The organism is Pseudomonas sp. NFX224 (genome assembly GCF_048565165.1).
In the GTDB taxonomy this organism is placed as follows: domain Bacteria; phylum Pseudomonadota; class Gammaproteobacteria; order Pseudomonadales; family Pseudomonadaceae; genus Aquipseudomonas.
The window spans coordinates 169,239-187,587 of record NZ_CP183416.1 but is presented as its reverse complement, the minus strand read 5'-3'; the positions used below and the strand labels follow the sequence as shown (position 1 = coordinate 187,587).

The 18,349-nt window shown below is 58.2% G+C and carries 15 protein-coding genes; 11 read left to right on the top strand and 4 right to left on the bottom strand.

The features are described from left to right. Positions 1 to 214 precede the first annotated feature (214 nt). The 5 genes from ACNYC6_RS00825 (at position 215) to pgm (ending at position 8,401) form a co-directional block, all read left to right on the top strand. On the top strand, positions 215 to 1,237 hold the full coding sequence (locus tag ACNYC6_RS00825; RefSeq protein WP_419710637.1) for a zinc-dependent alcohol dehydrogenase family protein: 1,023 nt from the start codon (positions 215 to 217) through the stop codon (positions 1,235 to 1,237). 469 nt (positions 1,238 to 1,706) lie between these two features. Beyond that, positions 1,707 to 3,122, top strand: a complete 1,416-nt coding sequence (gene ltrA / locus ACNYC6_RS00820) for a group II intron reverse transcriptase/maturase (RefSeq protein ID WP_419713048.1) — start codon at positions 1,707 to 1,709, stop codon at positions 3,120 to 3,122. 602 nt (positions 3,123 to 3,724) lie between these two features. After that, positions 3,725 to 5,209 (top strand): hypothetical protein, encoded by a 1,485-nt coding sequence (locus ACNYC6_RS00815; protein WP_419710636.1) that lies wholly within the window; start codon positions 3,725 to 3,727, stop codon positions 5,207 to 5,209. A gap of 19 nt (positions 5,210 to 5,228) precedes the next feature. Next, complete coding sequence (locus ACNYC6_RS00810) at positions 5,229 to 6,629, top strand: PLP-dependent aminotransferase family protein (RefSeq protein WP_419710635.1); 1,401 nt, start codon at positions 5,229 to 5,231, stop codon at positions 6,627 to 6,629. A 125-nt stretch (positions 6,630 to 6,754) separates the two neighbouring features. Next, positions 6,755 to 8,401: a phosphoglucomutase (alpha-D-glucose-1,6-bisphosphate-dependent) gene (gene pgm / locus ACNYC6_RS00805; protein ID WP_419710634.1), complete on the top strand. Its 1,647-nt coding sequence runs from the start codon at positions 6,755 to 6,757 to the stop codon at positions 8,399 to 8,401. Between the two features lie 62 nt (positions 8,402 to 8,463). On the opposite strand, the gene ACNYC6_RS00800 is transcribed toward pgm, so the two are convergent. Next, entirely contained in the window at positions 8,464 to 9,669 is a 1,206-nt protein-coding gene (locus tag ACNYC6_RS00800; protein WP_419709226.1) for an ISL3 family transposase, read from the bottom strand. A 121-nt stretch (positions 9,670 to 9,790) separates the two neighbouring features. Continuing rightward, positions 9,791 to 10,486, bottom strand: coding sequence for a pirin family protein (locus ACNYC6_RS00795; RefSeq protein ID WP_419710633.1), 696 nt, complete (start codon positions 10,484 to 10,486; stop codon positions 9,791 to 9,793). A gap of 279 nt (positions 10,487 to 10,765) precedes the next feature. Between ACNYC6_RS00795 and ACNYC6_RS00790 the strand changes: the two genes are divergently transcribed. Then, entirely contained in the window at positions 10,766 to 13,240 is a 2,475-nt protein-coding gene (locus tag ACNYC6_RS00790) for a UvrD-helicase domain-containing protein (protein WP_419710632.1), read from the top strand. 65 nt (positions 13,241 to 13,305) lie between these two features. Here ACNYC6_RS00790 and ACNYC6_RS00785 read toward each other — a convergent pair whose 3' ends face one another. Further along, positions 13,306 to 13,578, bottom strand: coding sequence for a DUF1652 domain-containing protein (locus ACNYC6_RS00785; protein WP_047538622.1), 273 nt, complete (start codon positions 13,576 to 13,578; stop codon positions 13,306 to 13,308). 263 nt (positions 13,579 to 13,841) lie between these two features. Between ACNYC6_RS00785 and ACNYC6_RS00780 the strand changes: the two genes are divergently transcribed. The 5 genes from ACNYC6_RS00780 (at position 13,842) to ACNYC6_RS00760 (ending at position 18,165) form a co-directional block, all read left to right on the top strand. Further along, positions 13,842 to 14,657, top strand: coding sequence for a helix-turn-helix domain-containing protein (locus ACNYC6_RS00780; RefSeq protein ID WP_419710631.1), 816 nt, complete (start codon positions 13,842 to 13,844; stop codon positions 14,655 to 14,657). A gap of 51 nt (positions 14,658 to 14,708) precedes the next feature. After that, entirely contained in the window at positions 14,709 to 16,115 is a 1,407-nt protein-coding gene (locus ACNYC6_RS00775) for an NAD(P)/FAD-dependent oxidoreductase (RefSeq protein ID WP_419710630.1), read from the top strand. 31 nt (positions 16,116 to 16,146) lie between these two features. Next, the gene (locus tag ACNYC6_RS00770) at positions 16,147 to 16,488 is read left to right on the top strand and encodes a cupin domain-containing protein (RefSeq protein WP_033054953.1); all 342 of its coding nucleotides are present in this window, start codon (positions 16,147 to 16,149) and stop codon (positions 16,486 to 16,488) included. 72 nt (positions 16,489 to 16,560) lie between these two features. Then, positions 16,561 to 17,646 (top strand): polyamine ABC transporter substrate-binding protein, encoded by a 1,086-nt coding sequence (locus tag ACNYC6_RS00765; protein ID WP_419710629.1) that lies wholly within the window; start codon positions 16,561 to 16,563, stop codon positions 17,644 to 17,646. Positions 17,647 to 17,739: 93 nt separating this feature from the next. Further along, positions 17,740 to 18,165, top strand: a complete 426-nt coding sequence (locus ACNYC6_RS00760) for a transposase (protein ID WP_419710628.1) — start codon at positions 17,740 to 17,742, stop codon at positions 18,163 to 18,165. On the opposite strand, the gene ACNYC6_RS00755 is transcribed toward ACNYC6_RS00760, so the two are convergent. Beyond that, a complete protein-coding gene (locus tag ACNYC6_RS00755) occupies positions 18,125 to 18,349 on the bottom strand; it encodes a YgdI/YgdR family lipoprotein (RefSeq protein WP_059407112.1) in 225 nt (74 codons plus the stop codon). The genes ACNYC6_RS00760 and ACNYC6_RS00755 overlap by 41 nt on opposite strands.

Sequence of the window (18,349 nt, the reverse complement as noted above, 5' to 3'; positions counted from 1 at the left end):
GCCAGCAGGAATATTACGAGGAAAGGCTGGTACTCTGCACCGAGTAATTCAGTTTTCCTACAAAGGATGCTTCGGTTTCTTACGACATTTGACGATGTTGCCGCTGATGCGGAATCAATGACAGGCATGTCGACTATTAATAGCCGCTGATAGTGTTGGGTTGAAAGCCCAGCTAGAGTTCATGGCATTAGAGGTTCATTTGGCGAGGTTTGCGATGTCCCGCACGATCCGTTTTCACAAGTTTGGTCCAGCCGAGGTGCTCAAATGCGAAGAGCATGCGGCCGCTCTGCCTGCACCGGGTGAAGTGCAGGTGCGCGTCGAAGCCATTGGCATCAGCTGGTACGACACGCTCTGGCGTCAAAACCTGGCGTCGTCCCACGCTAAACTGCCATCGGGCCTTGGCCAGGAGATGGCTGGTATCGTTATGGCGGTTGGCGACGGTATCGATGACTTGGCAGTAGGCGACAAAGTCGCCAGTTTCCCGGCTCAAAGCCCGAACGATTATCCGGTTTATGGTGAGTTGATTGTGCTGCCGCGCTCGTCGCTGACCCGTTACCCGGATGTGCTCAACCCGATTGAGGCCAGCGTGCATTACACGCCGCTGTTGATCGCTTATTTCGGCTATGCCGATCTGGCACGGGTCAAACCCGGGCAATTTGCCCTGGTCACTGACGCCAGCCACTGCGCCGGCCCATCGTTTGTGCAACTGGGCAAGGCCTTGGGTGTACGGGTGATTGCCGCGACCAAGTCAGCGGACGAACGTGAGTACCTGCTGTCGCTGGGTGCCGAGAAAGTGATTGTCACCGAGGAAGAAGATCTGCTGATGCGGATCAACAAAATCACCGACAATCGCGGCGTGGACGTAGTGTTCGATGGTCTGGGCGGCCCACAGATGTCGCTGTTGGGCGACGTGCTGGCACCGCGTGGCAGCCTGGTCCTGTACGGCCTGCAAGGCGGCAACCAGACGCCATTCCCGGCCTGCGCAGCGTTCCAGAAGAACATTCAGTTCTTCGTGCACTGCATCGGTAACTTCACTGGCAAGCCGGAACTGGGCATCATCCAGGACCAGGTTGCCCTGCAGCGTGCCTTGCGCGACATCAACCAGCTGACCGCTGACCGCGTGCTCCTGCCGCTCAAGACTCGGGTCTTTCCGTTTACCGAGTTTGTCGAAGCCCACCGCTACATGGACGAATGCCCATGCCGCGAAAGGGTCGCCCTGCAGGTCGAACCGGCGTAACCCAGCTCAAAGAGTCCGTACCACACGGACTCTTTTGCTTGTGCGCCAGGCATGGCGCGTTGCGCGTAAGCGCAACCAGCTTGGCTGTGGTGGCCTCGCTGGTGACTTGGAGGTGAAAGTCCTCTACACACCCGGCAAGGGGAAGTGTTAGCCAGAGGCAAGGGTGTCGCGGGTGACTGCGAATCTGAAGGAAGCCCGAGGCAAAATGCTGGCCTGACGAACAGGAAGCGGATAGAGGCGGCGCAGCGGGGTAAGAAGGCAAGCATCTTCAAAGCCCGATACTTGCACGGAACGCTGTGACGTAGATCCGACAGGCATAAGCAGGAAGGTCGCGCGAATTACCCTGGGAGATCTGCAGGTTTGCCACTGTGCTACCGAGCGTCGAGAGGCGACGGGATGAACCTGCAGAAGTCAGCCGAGGCCGTAGTAAGTGGCGGAAAAAACCACGCCACCAAGGGCCGAACAGGTTATGCCGCCAGTAGGCGTCACAGTCTCGTTGAATACCGAAATGCAGAAATTTCTCCCAGAGAAGACTGTTACTCCGAGTCCCGGACAGAATCCGAGGATGACGGCTGACAGCGCACAGGTATCGACGGCGTCTGTGACGTGGACGAAAGCGGAGCCGGACACGTTGATGGAGCGAGTGCTTGCATCCGCCAACCTCAGGCGTGCGTATCAACGCGTAGTCAGCAACAAGGGCGCGCCGGGTGCCGATGGCATGACGGTCGAGCAGTTGGCAGGCTACGTGAAACAGTATTGGCCGATCTTCAAGACTCGGTTGCTGGCCGGCGAGTACTACCCGCAAGGTGTACGCGCCGTCGAGATTCCCAAACCCCAAGGCGGCACCCGACAACTGGGCATTCCCAGCGTTGTGGATCGCCTGATCCAACAAGCTTTGCTGCAACAGCTCACGCCGATCTTCGATCCTCTGTTCTCGGACTATAGCTACGGTTTTCGTCCGGGCAGAAGCGCTCATCAAGCCATTGAAACCGCTCGCGGCCATGTGGCAGTGGGTCACCGCTGGTGCGTGGAACTCGATCTGGAGAAGTTCTTTGATCGGATCAACCACGATGTCTTGATGGTCTGCATCGAGCGCCAAATCGAAGACAAGCGTGTGCTCACGCTGATCCGTCGCTATCTCGAAGCGGGAACGATGTCGGGTGGACTCGTCAGCCGACGACAGGAAGGGGCGCCGCAAGGCGGGCCGCTCTCGCCGTTGCTGTCGAACATCCTGCTCAACGAACTCGACCGCGAGCTGGAACGGCGGGGGCATCGCTTTGTGCGTTATGCCGATGATGCGAACATCTATGTGCGCAGCCAACGGGCAGGCGAACGAGTGATGGCTGGCGTTGAGCGCTTCCTGAGACAGCGCCCGAAACTGACGCTGAACCGGGAAAAGAGCCGAGTAGCCGGGTCGTGGATGTGTGATTACCTGGGCTACGGGATGAGCTGGCATCAACAGCCGAGACTGAGAGTGGCGACGATGAGTCTGAATCGCCTACGCGACCGACTTAGAAGCCTGCTGCGTGCAACGCGGAGCCGCAAGATGGCGAACGTCATCGAACGGATAAACCCCGTACTGCGCGGTTGGGCAGGCTATTTCAAGCTAAGTCAGAGCAAGCGGGCACTTGAGACACTGGATGGGTGGGTGCGACATAAACTTCGCTGTATCATCTGGCGCCAATGGAAGCAGCCCTCTACGAGGGCCCGCAACTTGATGCGCTTGGGACTCAACGAGGCGCGTGCTTGTAACTCGGCATTCAATGGTCGAGGCCCTTGGTGGAACTCCGGAGCCCCCCATATGAATCAGGCGCTGCCGAAGAAACTATGGGATCGACTCGGGCTGGTCTCGATACTGGATACGATAACCCGGCTTAACCGCTAAACCTGAACCGCCGTATACGGAACCGTACGTACGGTGGTGTGAGAGGACGGCGGATGTGAATCCGCCTCCTACTCGATTCAGCACTTTCCTACACGAGACATCCCCTCGAACCGTCGATGGGACAGTTCAGCAACTGAACTGGTTTTTGCTCTCGATCTGTAGCTTCTAATCAGCAACTAAGCCCTGATAATTGGATGATTACTTTCATCTCAAGGAATGAGTCATGGACGGGTATCAGGTCGATACTTTTCGATGCGCTGCGGGGACATATATTCAAGAAGTAGCGCGTTCTTACACGGCTGCCGAATTGTCGTGCGCTAGTTCTTTCTTTATTTTATGTATTAAACGTCTGTGGGACGTTGTCGGACATTTCCTAGGATGTCGAGAGCAACCCGCAGCAACCCCTTCAGCACGGGGCTTCCAGCCTGCGCCAAGCGCGCGGCACTTGCGGCGCTGCCCAGTCGCCAGAAATGCTGGCTTGAAAACTTAAGTGCTAGCATTTGGCAATAACGCTCAACTTCGAATCTTGTTCAGGCCATTCCCTGCGCTGTGCGTGCAGTTGTTTGCGCAATATCAAGCTTATAAGCATCAGGTAAATTAAGATGACCAACATCCATGACCAAGCGATGAACTACGTCTATCAACAAATACTGCAGCGACTGGTGGGTTTCTTTTCCCGAGCCGAACGCACGGCATTGCAGTTGTTGATGCAGCGCCTGGGAGTTGCAGCCGGAGGCATGGAGCGCATAGGCGATTACAAGGTGCTGGCGGTCCAGTCGGGCTCCCGTGACAGTTGCTACACCCTGGCGCTGCTGCGCGCCGCACAACTGACGATCGCCAGCCGCGCGCCGGCGACGTTCCAGCTGCGGGTGGCGACCTTGCGTTTGAACGGCAGCAACCCGACGGCGCTGGAAAACATCCATCGCACCTATAGCGCGTTGTTTCTCTATGACGACCCACGGGTTGAAGTCCTGATGGTCGATAACCGGGAGGTCCTGCCGTTCGACCCAGCAGTACCGATGTCCCCGGCCGGCAGCGAAGCCAATCGGACGAACCTGCTGATGCTCGGCCATCGCCGGGATTGCGACGGACCGCTTCATCTGTGGGATGACGGTTACCTGGCCACTGGTGAGTTCTACGGGCAAATCGCGCGCTGGAACCATGGCGTCGATGCTTTGGTCATCAGTGATACACCGCGCCAGCAGAAGCAGTTCATGGAGGGTTTGAAGCGGGCGGCCGACAAGGCTGGGTTTGCGCCTTCGAATAGCCATGAGCCAGGTTACGCCGGGCTATTCAGCTTGCTGGACGAACTGGGGCGCGAAGACTTCCGGCGGTGTTACGCCGAGGATGGCCTGGCGTCGTGGCGCCCGGCCGAACAGTTCGAAACCTGTCGTCGCTCGACACTGATCGACATCCACGACATGTTGGTCAGTAACCTGGAAGAGCGCTGGCCACTGCTTACCGAGTTTCTCGGATTCCAGGCAGATGAATTGGCCGCCCAGCTCAGTGATAACGAGTACGTCAGCCTCTCGGTTTCGGCACACTTGCGAGGACTGCAAGCCTGTTTCGTGCAGGGTCGCAGCTACGAGGCGGGCGTCACCGAATACCTGCAACGTGCCCTGGTGATGATGCGTCGCAAGCAACTGCCGGAGCGCTTGTGCGAACTGGCAGAGGAGGTGTTTGGCAACCCGGCGACACTGGCGCAATTGCGCACACGCACGGCAACCGAGGCGCAACACAGTCTTGGCCTCACCGAGGCTCAACTGGTATGCCTGTTGTTCGCGCCGTTCAGTGACAATGCTGCGAACCTTGAACGCTTTCTGCGCCAATGCCATCCCGGCATGCTGGTCGCCATGCCGGATTTGCACCGGGCCATGCAGGGGCATCCGGTTGCGGATCAGATCATTCAATGGATGGTCGACGTCAGTGGGTTGCCGGTCGGTCTGATTGGCAAGCTCTACAGTCTCGGCCCTGTGCCTATGGATCAGGGCAGGGCGCTGGAGTCGGCAACTGGCGAACCGGACCTGGGCACCGAAGCGGTGGATGACGATATCTCGGTGGCGAGTGAATGGTCAGCCGGTCGTTAACCGTGCGCGGATGCTTGCCATGAAAGGTCCTCGCGAAACGGATTTCGCCTACCAGGCCGTTTACCGTTACCTCTCTGGACTGATCGGTGAAACCGTCAGCCACACGCGAATGCGTTTGCCTTCGTTGCGTGAATTGGCCGAGCGTCTGAACGTATCGATCTCGACCATTCAATACGCGTACTCGCTGCTGGAGAAAGAAGGGCGGGTGTATTCGGTGGCCAAGTCCGGCTATTACGCGCCGCCAGCCCCGGCCATCAACACGCTCTACAGCAGCAACGATTTGCTCGAAAGCGTTTACGTCAATGCTCGCCGCCCAGGGATGCTGGTCCTGAGTGGCGATGACCCGGCATTGCTGCAGCCAATCGACAGCCCGCTGTTACTGCTGGAAAGAGAACTGTTGCGCCAGTATCCGCGCCAGCCGCAACCGAACTCGCAACCTTGTGGCGAGCTGGAACTGCGTATGGCGCTGGCCGCACGCTACACCGCGTCACCGGTACGTTGCTGGCACGCCGATGATGTGTACATTGGCGCGGACCTTCGTGGAGTGCTGGAAATACTGATCGCTGTGTTGGGCCTCAAGGACGCCACAGTGGTGATCGAGTCACCTTGCGACTGGGGGATATTGCGCCTGCTCCAGACGGCGGGGGTGCGGCTGATCGAATGGCCGCTCCGGGCCGATGGCAGTCTTGACCGCGAACACCTCAAGGACTTGCTTGAAACCGAGCCCGTGCGCCTGGTGATGGTTTCATCCGGCCTGAACATGCCTCGCGGCAGTCAGGCACCGGAGGAAAACCGGCGTGCCATTGCGCAGTTGCTGCAACGGCATGACTGCTGGGTCTTGGAAAACGACTGTTACGGTGAACTCGCTTTTGAGTCCGAAGGCTTGCGGTTTCGCGATCTGCTGGCACCCGAACGCCTGATCGTGTTCTCCACGTTCGAAAAAATCGTCGGGCCGGAAGCGCCCTACGGTTACTTGCTCTCGCGGCATTTGGCCGTCGAATGGCAGCGGCACTTTCTGCTGCGCGCCTTCCGCCTCTCACCGATTCGCCAGAAAGCCCTTGCTCGGCTGTACAGCAACGGACGCATCGACCAGCACTTGCAATTGCTGCGGCGCAGGCTCAAAGACAGCAAGGAGCAAATGACCCAATTGCTGTGCGAGCGGATGGGTGACACATTGCAGATCGTCGAGCCGGAAGGTGGCGCAACGGTCTGGGTGCGCACATTGCCGCGGGTCGATGTGCGTGAGGTGTTTCAGCGCCTGCTCAAGCATCAGGTGGTGATCGCGCCGGGAGAGTTGTTCAGTCTTCAGGGATTGCACACGCAACATTTGCGCTTGAGCCACAGCTTCGGCAGTGATCACGATCTCGCTACCGCGCTGGGTCTGTTGGGAGACGCATTGCGCAGGGCGTCGATCGAGTGAGCAGGGCGGCTGAGGATTTATAACATTGAGCATGAGTTCAATCGGGATCGATAACGTCGCGCTACGGTCAAACTGCCAGTAAACTGCGTTCCAATTCCTGAACCACTCTATTCCAGAGGTTTTGCATGACACTCAGTCATTTTGCGGGTAAACCGGCACCGGCAGAATTGTTGGTCGACATCCCGCGACTGGTAACGGCGTACTACACCGGCCAGCCTGATGCCGCCATCTCGACCCAGCGCGTGGCCTTCGGCACGTCCGGGCACCGAGGCAGCTCTTTCGACCTGAGTTTCAACGAATGGCACGTCGTGGCCATCAGCCAGGCGATCTGCCTGTATCGCGAAGCCCAGGGCATCGATGGCCCGCTGTTCGTCGGCATCGATACCCATGCGCTGTCCACTCCGGCCGGCGCCAGCGCCCTGGAAGTACTGGCGGCCAATGGCGTGACGGTGATGATTGCCGAGGGCGACGAGTACACGCCGACCCCTGCGATTTCCCACGCGATTCTCTGCTACAACCGCGGCCGCACTTCGGGCCTGGCGGACGGCATCGTGATTACGCCGTCGCACAACCCGCCGCAAAGCGGTGGCTACAAATACAACCCTACCAACGGTGGCCCGGCCGATACCCACATCACCAAGTGGATCGAAGCCAAGGCCAACGAACTGCTGGGCAACAAGCTCGCTGGCGTCAAGCGCATCAGCTACGAGCAAGCCCTGAAGGCCGGCACCACCCATCGTCACGATTATGTGAACACCTATGTCGCCGACCTGATCAACGTGATCGACTTCGACGCCATTCGTGACGCCAAGCTGCGTCTGGGTGTCGATCCGCTGGGTGGAGCGGGCGTGCGCTACTGGTCGGCGATTGCCGAGCATTACCGCCTGGACCTGGACGTGGTGAACAAAGAGGTCGATCCGACCTTCCGTTTCATGACCGTTGACTGGGATGGCCAGATTCGCATGGACCCGTCGTCCACTCACGCCATGCAGGGCCTGATCGGCCTCAAAGAGCGCTACGACGTGGCGTTTGCCTGCGACCCTGACCACGACCGCCATGGCATCGTGACCCCGTCCGGCGGCCTGTTGGCGCCGAACAGCTACCTCGCGGTGTCCATTGATTACCTGTTCCAGAACCGTCCGCATTGGCGCGCTGATGCAGCCGTGGGCAAAACCGTGGTCAGCAGCGGCCTGATCGATCGCGTGGCCAAGCGTCTGGGCCGTCGCCTGTACGAGGTGCCGGTCGGCTTCAAGTGGTTTGCCGATGGCTTGTTCGACGGTTCTTTGGGCTTTGGCGGTGAAGAAAGCGCCGGCGCTTCGTTCCTGCGCAAGGACGGCGGCGTCTGGAGCACCGACAAGGACGGTTTGATTCCGGCGCTGCTGGCGGCTGAAATGACCGCTCGCACCGGTCGTGACCCAAGCCAGGCCTATCGTGCCTTGACCGACGAACTGGGCGAACCGTTCTCCGTTCGCGTCGATGCCAAGGCCAACCCGGAACAGAAAGCCTTGCTGAGCAAGCTGTCTCCGGCGCAGGTCACTTCGACCGAACTGGCCGGCGAAGCCATTCAGAGCATCCTCAGCCACGCACCGGGCAACGACCAGGCCATTGGCGGTCTGAAAGTCATGACCGAGAACGGCTGGTTTGCGGCGCGTCCGTCGGGCACTGAGGATATCTACAAGATCTACGCTGAAAGCTTCGTGAGTGATGACCACCTCAAGCAATTGGTGGCAGAAGCCCAGACGTTGGTGGACGGTGCTATTTCCGGGAAGTGATCCCTCGCCACAAATCCATAAACAAAGGGGCGACCAGTACGGTCGCCCCTTTTTTTGGTTCTTCACGGATTACCGGGAAAGACGCTCTTGATCTTCATGAAAAAGAATTCGCTATCCCGGTAACCGTACGCCATCCGTTTGATGACCTTTATTCGATTGTTTATACCTTCCAACTGCCCTGTGTGCATCGGCCAGCGAACCCGACTGACGATGCCTCGCCAGTAAGCCTTCAGCCGATTGGCGAACTGGATCAGTGCCGGTAGTTCGCTTTCATGAGCATGGCGCAGCCATTGCTTCCAGGCCGATCGCCAAGCCCAGGCAGCACTCGGTGTCCAGAGTGTTTTGAGCTCAGCCTTCATCAAATACACCGTCATCAGCGATTGGTTGGCCGCCAACAAATCTTGCAAGCGAACCTGCTGTTCCGGCGTTTTCAGATTCTGTGGATTGCGCAGCAACAGCCATCGCGCCTGCTTGATGACCTTGCGAGCCGGCTTGTCATGACGCAATCGGTTAGCTTCGTCGACGCGGACCCGGTCAATGACCTCTCGGCCATATTTGGCCACCACATGAAAGAGGTCGTAGACCACACGCGCTTTCGGGCAGTGCTGACGAACCTCCAGGTCAAACGCAGTGTTCATGTCCATTGCCACCGCTTCGATTCGAGCACATCCCTCTGGCCCAAGCTCTTCGAAAAAGGGCCGAACTGCCGCCCGGCTGCGGCCTTCGCCGATCCATAGCACTCGTCGCGTATCGGCATCCAACACAACACTGGCGTAGCGATGCCCTTTAAACAGCGCGAATTCATCCATCACCAGGCGTCGTGGTTGAGCCGTCGGCAACTCGCTCAATGCCGCTTGCAAGGCCCGACGCTCCAGCAACCGCACGGTGTCCCAATGCAGCCCAAACATCTGGGCCACGTGCAGGGTGGGAAGGCGTTCGCTGGCCTGAATAACCGCATCAGCCAAGCGGCGTGTCATGCGCGCATAGCGATCCAGCCAACTCACGGCCTCCATGCGTTTGCCACAGTCGCGGCAGCCAACGCGCCTGAGCAGCACGCTGAGGCGTACCGCGCGGCCGAGAATGGGCAAATCGCGAACGGTTCGCTCGCAATACTCATGAGTGGTTGAACAAGGCTTTTGGCAGCCGCCACAGGAAGGAAATCGGGTGGCGTGGGGAGTCAGTTCGATCCGTAGGGCATCACCCTCAGGCTTGATCGTGACGACAGAAAAGCCCTCCCAAAACGGAAGGAAAGTATTAATATCGCGCATAAGAACGCCGGTTTGTTAGATGTGTTTGCTCGCACGAACATCATCAATCAAATCGGCGTTCTTGTTTCTGTGTTTCCCGGGATTCCGTGAAGAACCTTTTTTTGTCCGTGCAGTTATCGAATCAAGCCAGATCAACCAACACGATCTCACTGTCCTCAATCGCCGTCACTCGCAACACCTGCTCATCGGCAACTGCAATGCCGTCTCGAGCTTGCGCGCGCAAGCCATTGACTTCAATAACGCCTGTAGCCGGAACCAGGTAGGCGCGGCGGCCGCTGTCCAGACGGTACTCGGCGGACTCGCCAGCCTTCAGGTTCGCCGCCACCAGTCGTGCATCGGCACGAATGCGCAGGCTCTGATCGTCGCCTTCCTTGCCGCTGGCCAGGGTCACGAAGCCTTCGCGGTCACCCTTCGGGAACGGTTTGGCGCCCCAGGACGGTGCCAGGCCGGATTCGTTAGGGATGATCCAGATCTGGAAGATCTTGGTCGGCGTTGCTTCCAGGTTGTATTCACTGTGAGCGATGCCGGTGCCCGCGCTCATGACCTGAACGTCACCGGCCTCGGTGCGGCCCTTGTTGCCCAGGTTGTCTTGGTGGGTAATCGCACCTTCACGCACATAGGTGATGATTTCCATGTCTCGGTGTGGGTGCTGGGGGAAACCGGTGCCGGGGGCGATCACGTCGTCGTTCCACACACGCAGGTTGCCCCAATTCATGCGTTTGGGATCGTAGTATTCGGCGAACGAAAAATGGTGATGGGCATCCAACCAGCCGTGGTGTGCGCCGCCAAGCGAGTTGAAAGGTCTGAGTTCAAGCATGATCGTCTCCTGAAAAGGTTCGTCATGGGGCGGAGCGCCTGGGCCATGAAGCGAGACCGGTGGTTGATGACGGGCATGATCCTTCAGTCAATAATCGATAAAAAGCGTAAAAAATGCCTCATAACCATCGAATGATTAGATATCGAATACATTCGAAATACTCTCACCCAGCCTTCAATTCAACGCATAAGCCAATGAGTCATAAGCATTTCACTAGAACTCAACGACAAATGCAGACACCATAGCCCTCAACAGCCTCACACCCTGGAGTCCGTCCGCGTGTCGCAACACACCCCCGATCTTCCACCTGAACTTCGTCCTCTGGCCGAGATGCCGCTGCTCAAGCGTCTGGCCGCCCGTTTCTTTGGTCATGGCCTGACACGACTGCGCGCACAACACCGCGCGTCGTGGCTGCATGGCCAGGCGGATGGCTTTCGCAGCGGCCACACGGCCGGCGTTGAATATGGCTATAAGGAAGGCAAGCTCGAGGGACTGGAGGAAGGCCGGCAGGTCCTGCTGATCCGCGACTCGCGCAGCACCGAACATCGGCCACCCAACATCGATGATCATCTGTTCGATGATTGGCGCCTGCCGCTGACCGCCGAATTGAAGAAGCGCATGAAAGCCGATGTCGCCCGACTGTTGCCGGCTCATGCGCAACCCAGCGCAGCGCAGTGGAAGATGATCTTCAGCGACACGCCTTCAACGTCGGTGATTGCCGGGGCTGGTGCGGGCAAGTCGACAACGCTGGTCCTGCGCATTGTGTTGCTGGTGCATTACCTGGGGTTCGAGTTGAGCTCGATGACCGTGGTGACGTTCACCCGCGAGTCGCGTAAGGACTTCATCAACAAGTTGATCGAACTGCTTGCGCTCTGGGGGCGGGCGCCCAGTTTCAAGGAAGCGCGGGACCTGGTGCGCACCTTCCACTCGCGAATTCTGCCGATGGTTCGCAGTCTGCCGGGCTTCGAACGCCTGCAAGCCTTCGAAAACCTCAGCCTGCGCGCGCAAAGTGGCGATGAAGAGGTGGACAGTAATCCGTTCGACCTGCGCATCAATGACGCCCAACGCCAGCAGCTCAATGCCTGTTACCAAGCGCTGCACACTCGCGATGAACGCTTTCGCGAATTGATCAAGCCGTTGTCGCGTCACGCCTTGCAGCTCAAGGAGCTGGAGCGCGATCACCCGGACGTGCAAAAGCGCGTGGCCGTGACTGAACTGGCCGCCAAGCGCGATGAAGAACTCTGCGACACGATTGAGGATTTGTGGTTTCGGGTGAAGGCCTGGCCGATCAAAGGCATCGAGCCCAAGCGCCAGACATTCGATATCAACGGTTCGACATTCCATTGCCACGGCTATATTCCGTCACTGGATGCCTGGGTCGTGCTGGGCTTCGATCCTCGGGAAAACCCGCAGGTCACCCGTCCGAATGCCAAGCTGACGGTGCGCGCAGAGTGGGCGGTAAAGCGCACCCTGTTTCAAGCTTTCTGCCGTAAACCATTGATATGGCTTGATAGTTACGAATCGTCGAAGCGTGTTTTGGCATCCTTGGCTGGCGACGCCAGTGCCGGGCCAGGCTTTGATTACAAGGTCAAGGGCGAACTCGCCTCCGCACCGTTACTCGATTGTTTTGTCGCTGCCGCCGGGTTCATCGAAAACCTCGGGCTGGATGTGCGGACGGCAGTGGGCCAGATGAGTTTTGGCAAGGACGACCCTGACCGGTTTTTCTTCGAGGCCTTGAGTCTGTATTGGCGAGCGCTGGAAGATCACTTGCTCGACCAGAAACCGCCGATCATGACCTACAACCGGATGTTCGCCTTGTTCAGCGAGCATTCACCGGAAAACCTCAAGCTGCTCAGCGACGAATTGCTGAGGCCGCTTTCGCACTTGATGATCGATGAGTTCCAGGACGTATCGCCGCAGATCGTTTCCTGGGTTCGCGCCAGCCTGGCTGAAGTCCGCAGTCGCGGCCCGGCGATGCACGTCGGTCGAGGCGCCCAGCGCTCATCGCTGCTGTGCGTCGGTGACGACTGGCAATCGATTTACGGCTGGCGTGGCAGTTCGCCGAGCTATTTCATGGAGTTCAACAAGGAGTTCTCCTCGCCGAGTACAACCAAGGTGATGCTCAGCGACAACTACCGCAGTCACCAGCACATCATCGACGCTGCCGAGCACATCGTGCGCGCTGCGCCGGCGATTGCCGGGAAGAAGGCCAAAGCCAGCGGCGAGCGAAAGGATTTACTGCCGGTCAACGTGCTGGATCGTGACGACTCAGGCATGTCCCAGCGCTTGATCGAGCATTACAGGAAGGGCGATTCAATCCTGATGCTTTATCGAAAAAGTAGCGATAAGTCATTGATAGAAGAGCATATTCAGTCTGTAGTTAATGTTGATTCTAGCTTGCCGTACGAGTCCCGGCGCTTGAAACAACTGACCTACCACAGCGCCAAGGGCTTGCAGGCCGACGCTGTCTTCCTGCTCGGCGATTGTCAGCACCTGACCAGTTCACCATACAAAAATCAGGTGTATAGAATGGCCGGATTGGGCAAGGCCGGCGACAGCGAACCGTACGACAACGCGCAAAAAGACGAAATCCTGCGCTTGGCCTATGTGGGCATCACCCGCGCCGTGCGTCATTGTTATTGGTATGTCGATGGGCAGGACACCCAAGCGGTGAACAACCCCAAGGCTTCGGACCGGATCGGCAAGGGCAAGGCGTTCTTCGCCGATCATCGACAGAGCAAAGCTTCGGCGTAAATCTTTTGACCTTTAACCCAAGAAAAAGCCCACATGACGTGGGCTTTTTACGATCAGTCGGGCCTTCAGGCATAACTCCGGAGGGCTACAGGGGGAATAAATGTCTCAAGCTCATCCTCCACCGCTTCGATTATTCGTTCGACATCGGCGGCATTCATGACTGTCGCGCAAGGGATCCCGGCAATGGCGATCATGGTCTCGCCAGTGGCTCGGTCAAACAGACGGGCAATCATGCTGCCCGGGGCATCCATGCTCGCCTCGAAACCCATGGGATGAAAATGCCAGCGCATCAGCTGGCAGGCATTTGGAAAAGTGACCTTGCTGAACCCTTTATTCATGTGTTGCCCGCCTTCTTCATCGAGCGCTTCCTTTAGCTCATGTTAGGAGGGAAGAGCCTTCAATGGCTCAACCAGTGACAGACTATAAAAGTAGCACCTGGAGGTGAAAAAAATGTGGAATTTTCAGGCCGTTTGGCGATTGCTTCGCATTTATTATACAAGCCGTGTCGCGCAAACGTTTTCGGAAAAACGCCGATACAGGTTTAGTCGTTGAAGCACTGGCAGAAGTTGGGCAAGCTCAGTTTTTTTTGTCGAGACCTTCCATGCACGCCGAGGATGATGGCCCACAGCAAACCCTTGCCACGGGTGAGACGGTCATGCGTTACCACTTGCGCTGGAAGCACCGGGACCTGGACGGTGTCATGGCGCTGTATCACCCCGATATCCAGTACAGCGATTTTTTCCAGAATCGGGTCATGGGCCTGGGCGAATTGCGTGAATACGTGCGCAGCAGCATGCCCCGCGATCCGGACGAAGCATTGGAGCATTCGGACCGCATTCGTCTGGACGGCAATACCGCGTTCATTCAGTACCGCATTACCCTGCGTGGCGGCGAGGGTTTGGTGTCGTTCCGTGCCAGCGAGGCGATCACGGTCAAGGACGGGTTGATCTGGCGGGTCAACGAATACGCTTCGCTGGTGCATGAACAACCCGCGAGCAAAGCCGCCAGCAATCAGCGGCCGGCCGTCAGCCGCCTTGGCCTGTCTCCGCGCCAACTGAGTTTCATGGCCGACGACTTGCAACAGTACTTCCAGCGCCAGCAACCCTATCTCGACCCTGAACTCGACCTGCAACGGGTCGCGAAGGAGTGTGGGTACAGCCGCAATCAGATTTCCTATCTGCTCAATCAGGTGCTCGGCCAGAGCTTCTATCGCTACGTCAACCGGGCTCGCCTGCAACACCTGCTCGACGCACTGGATAAAGCGACGCCGCCGTTGCGCATCGATGAACTGGCGTTCGCCGCCGGGTTCAATTCGCTGTCGGCGTTCTATAGCTGTTTCCGCCAGCACACCGGTCTGTCGCCCAAGGCATACGCCAAACAAATTTCTTTGCGTGCACGCGCGCAAGACACCGTCTAAGCCCACGCACTAGGATCAACGCCATCGAAGTTTTGAGTGGCGGAGGCTTGCATGCCGGCGTGGCGCACTATCAGTTTGTGGATGGACCAACTCGACGAGCCGCTCCTGGCGCGTCCGGCACTGGAACAGGACCTGGATATCGACGTGGCGATCATCGGCGCCGGTTATACCGGGCTGTGGACCGCGTATTACCTCAAGCGTCAGTCGCCGGAGCTGAACATCGCCATCATCGAGGCGCAAACCGCCGGTTTTGGCGCCTCAGGTCGCAATGGTGGCTGGTTGATGGGCAATCTGCTGGGCGAAGATCGGCTGCTTGCAGATTCATCCCCCGAACAGCGCCGCGCCTCCTACGACGTGCTGCACAACATCCCCGATGAAGTGGAAATTGTCCTCGAACGTGAAGGCATCGACTGTGATTATCGCAAGGGTGGTGCGCTGTACTGCGCCGCACGGTATCCCGAACAGGAAACCAGCCTTCGCCAGTATCTGGACAAGCTCTACAAGCAAGGCCTCAACGAAAGCGATTACCGCTGGCTGAGCCCGGAACAGTTGGCGCAGCAAATTCGCGTCGCCAAACCGTATGGCGGCATTTATGCCCCGCACGTAGCAACCATTCACCCGGCGAAACTGGTACGCGGACTGGCGCGCACGGTGGAGCGCATGGGGGTGCGGATTTATGAGAACAGCCCGGTAACTCAATGGCAGTCGGGCAGCCTGCGCACGGCCAAGGCCTCGGTGCGCAGCCATTGGGTGGTGCCGGCGGTAGAAGGTTATTCGGTGACGTTGCCGCCATTGGGCCGCTATCAGTTACCGGTACAAAGCCTGATCGTCGCCACCGAGCCATTGTCCGCCGCCACTTGGGACGAAATCGGTTTGAGTCGCGGTCAAGCCTTCAGCGAAAGCAGTCGCCAGGTCACTTATGGCCAGCGCACCGCCGACAATCGATTGATCTTCGGCGCCCGTGGCGGATACCAGTTTGCCGGACGGTTGCGCCATGACTTCGACCTGACCCGTAGCGAAATCGAGCTGCGCCGCTATCTGTTCGGTGAACTGTTCCCGCAGCTCAAGAACGTTCAGATCACCCACGGCTGGGGCGGCAACCTGGGCATGTCCCGGCGCTTCAAGCCGCACATGCTTTGCGACCGGGCCAGCGGGATTGCCCTGTCCGGTGGTTATGGCGGGGAGGGTGTGGGCGCCAGCAATCTGGGTGGGCGAACCCTTGCCGATCTGATCCTGCAACGCGACACCGAGCGGGTCCATCAACCGTGGGTCATTCCACAGCGCGGCCTCAATGCGCTACGGGCGTGGGAGCCCGAACCCTGCCGCTGGCTCGGTTACAACGCGATCATCCGCAGCTTCGTCCACGAAGACCAGACCCTGGCCAACCCGGCCACCGCGCCTTGGCGGCGCAAGCTCGCCAGTGGGGTCGCGGGGTTCATGGAAGATTTCATGCACTAATCAAACGACGTTTTATTTCAACAGGTATCCCATGAGCATCACGCAATTCAAGAACACCGCAACCCTGAAGCTGGAAGAGTCCAATCCGGTCGCCGTGCCTTTGGGTACGCCCGTGGCGGTGGCGTCGACCACCAGCGTCGAGCGCGACGACGGCGTCGAAACCGGTGTCTGGGAATGCACCCCCGGCCGCTGGCGTCGGCAGATCGTGGCCCAGGAATTCTGTCACTTCATCCAGGGTCGCTGCACGTTCACCCCGGACGATGGTGAAACCCTGCACATAGAAGCCGGCGACGCACTGATGTTGCCGGCTAACAGCCTCGGTATCTGGGATATCCAGGAAACCGTGCGCAAGACCTACGTGTTGATTTTCTGAACCCCTTAAAAAATTAAAAGCTGATCCTTTGATTGCCTGCCAACAAAAACAAACCCATACAGGAATCGACTCATGATCCGAAAGACCCTGACCCTGGCGCCGCTGATGCTCATCGCTTCAATCAGCCAGGCGGCTGACAACGTCAAAATCTACAACTGGTCTGACTACATCGCGCCGGACACTACGAAGAACTTCCAGAAAGAAACCGGCATCGCCTTCACCTACGACGTCTACGACAGCAACGAGACCCTCGATGGCAAGCTGATGACCGGCAAATCCGGTTACGACGTGGTGTTCCCGTCCAACCATTTCATGGCACGGCAGATCGAAGGCGGGGCGCTGAAAAAGCTCGACAAGAGCCAGTTACCGAACTGGAAGAATCTCAATCCTGTACTGCTCAAGGCGTTGCAAACCAACGACCCGGGCAACGAACACGGCTTCCCGTATCTGTGGGGCAGCACAGGCATCGGCTACAACATCGCCAAGGTCAAAGCAGTGCTGGGCGATAACGCGCCCGTGGATTCCTGGGACTTGATCTTCAAACCGGAAAACATGCAGAAACTGCAAAAGTGTGGCGTAGCCATTCTCGACAACGGCCCGGAATTGTTGCCTGCCGCGTTGAATTACCTGGGCTTGCCGCACCACAGTAAAAATCCGGAAGACTACAAAAAGGCCGAAGCGCTGCTGCTGAAAGTCCGGCCGTACGTCAGCTATTTCCACTCGTCCAAGTACACCAGCGACCTGGCCAACGGCGACATCTGCGTGGCGGTCGGTTTCTCCGGTGACATCCTGCAAGCGGAGAACCGCGCCAAGGAAGCCAAGAACGGCATTGATATCGGCTATTCGATTCCCAAGGAAGGCGCTGCGATCTGGTTCGATATGGTCGCCATGCCGGTCGATGCCCCCGACGAAAAGGCCGGCTACGCCTTCATGAACTACCTGTTGCGCCCGGAAGTGATGGCCAGCATCAGCAATTACGTGCATTACGCCAACGGCAACGAACAGGCGGACAGCCTGATCGACCCGGCGATCAAGAACGACACCAAGGTCTACCCGAGCCCGGAAATGATGGGCAAATTGTTCGCCCTGGAAGCGATGCCACTGAACATCGACCGGATTCGTACGCGGCTTTGGAACAAGATTCGGAGCGGTAGCTGATCGGTCATTTTTTGTAGCGATATGCGCCTGCCACCTGAAGTCGCAACTCCGTAGATTCCGAGCCTCCTTTAAGTGGATATAGGAGGCAATGGAATGCCTGTCTGTTTGAATGCCAGTCATTTACGCATTGGTCGTTTCCCAGAAACTGGATGCATCTATCTACTGACAGCCGTGGTCCATCGGCGACAGCCGGTTTTTACCGATTGGCGGCTGGGTGGGCTGGTGGCGCTGGAATTGCACAAGGCGCAAAAAGAAAATTGGGCTGATTTTCTGACGTGGATCGTGATGCCAGACCACATGCACTGCTTGGTACAACTGCGGGATAAAACCTTGGCCGAGCTGATGTGCCGGATCAAATCCCGCTGCGCAGTCGAACGCAGCCAGCGGCAGCTGCAACGATTTCGGCCACCCCGGAATTTGCGGGCGACTCGGTCAAATGTGGAAGCGGGCTTGCTCGCGAAGAACGATAACGCGATCTTCAATCTTCCTGCCGGATCGTACTCACTTCATCAGCCTTGACCTTCACCTTCGCCCCGGAAATATCCTCGAACTCGAAGAAGCCGTCCTTGGTCTTGGTTTTCGGCATGTCCTTGGTCAAATACTGGGTGCCATTCTGCAGGGTCACCACCGTGGGCGTCGAGCAGCCGGCCAGGGCCAGAAAGGCCGCTACCGCCAAAGGCAAACCCAATGTCTTGATGTTCAT

What these genes read in the sequence shown, in the direction of transcription:
- ACNYC6_RS00825 (WP_419710637.1), top strand. Translation starts at nt 215, where the DNA reads ATGTCCCGCACGATCCGTTTTCACAAGTTTGGTCCAGCCGAGGTGCTC.
- ltrA (WP_419713048.1), top strand. Translation starts at nt 1,707, where the DNA reads ATGCCGCCAGTAGGCGTCACAGTCTCGTTGAATACCGAAATGCAGAAA.
- ACNYC6_RS00815 (WP_419710636.1), top strand. Translation starts at nt 3,725, where the DNA reads ATGACCAACATCCATGACCAAGCGATGAACTACGTCTATCAACAAATA.
- ACNYC6_RS00810 (WP_419710635.1), top strand. Translation starts at nt 5,229, where the DNA reads ATGAAAGGTCCTCGCGAAACGGATTTCGCCTACCAGGCCGTTTACCGT.
- pgm (WP_419710634.1), top strand. Translation starts at nt 6,755, where the DNA reads ATGACACTCAGTCATTTTGCGGGTAAACCGGCACCGGCAGAATTGTTG.
- ACNYC6_RS00800 (WP_419709226.1), bottom strand. Translation starts at nt 9,669, where the DNA reads ATGCGCGATATTAATACTTTCCTTCCGTTTTGGGAGGGCTTTTCTGTC.
- ACNYC6_RS00795 (WP_419710633.1), bottom strand. Translation starts at nt 10,486, where the DNA reads ATGCTTGAACTCAGACCTTTCAACTCGCTTGGCGGCGCACACCACGGC.
- ACNYC6_RS00785 (WP_047538622.1), bottom strand. Translation starts at nt 13,578, where the DNA reads ATGAATAAAGGGTTCAGCAAGGTCACTTTTCCAAATGCCTGCCAGCTG.
- ACNYC6_RS00780 (WP_419710631.1), top strand. Translation starts at nt 13,842, where the DNA reads ATGCACGCCGAGGATGATGGCCCACAGCAAACCCTTGCCACGGGTGAG.
- ACNYC6_RS00775 (WP_419710630.1), top strand. Translation starts at nt 14,709, where the DNA reads ATGCCGGCGTGGCGCACTATCAGTTTGTGGATGGACCAACTCGACGAG.
- ACNYC6_RS00770 (WP_033054953.1), top strand. Translation starts at nt 16,147, where the DNA reads ATGAGCATCACGCAATTCAAGAACACCGCAACCCTGAAGCTGGAAGAG.
- ACNYC6_RS00765 (WP_419710629.1), top strand. Translation starts at nt 16,561, where the DNA reads ATGATCCGAAAGACCCTGACCCTGGCGCCGCTGATGCTCATCGCTTCA.
- ACNYC6_RS00760 (WP_419710628.1), top strand. Translation starts at nt 17,740, where the DNA reads ATGCCTGTCTGTTTGAATGCCAGTCATTTACGCATTGGTCGTTTCCCA.
- ACNYC6_RS00755 (WP_059407112.1), bottom strand. Translation starts at nt 18,349, where the DNA reads ATGAACATCAAGACATTGGGTTTGCCTTTGGCGGTAGCGGCCTTTCTG.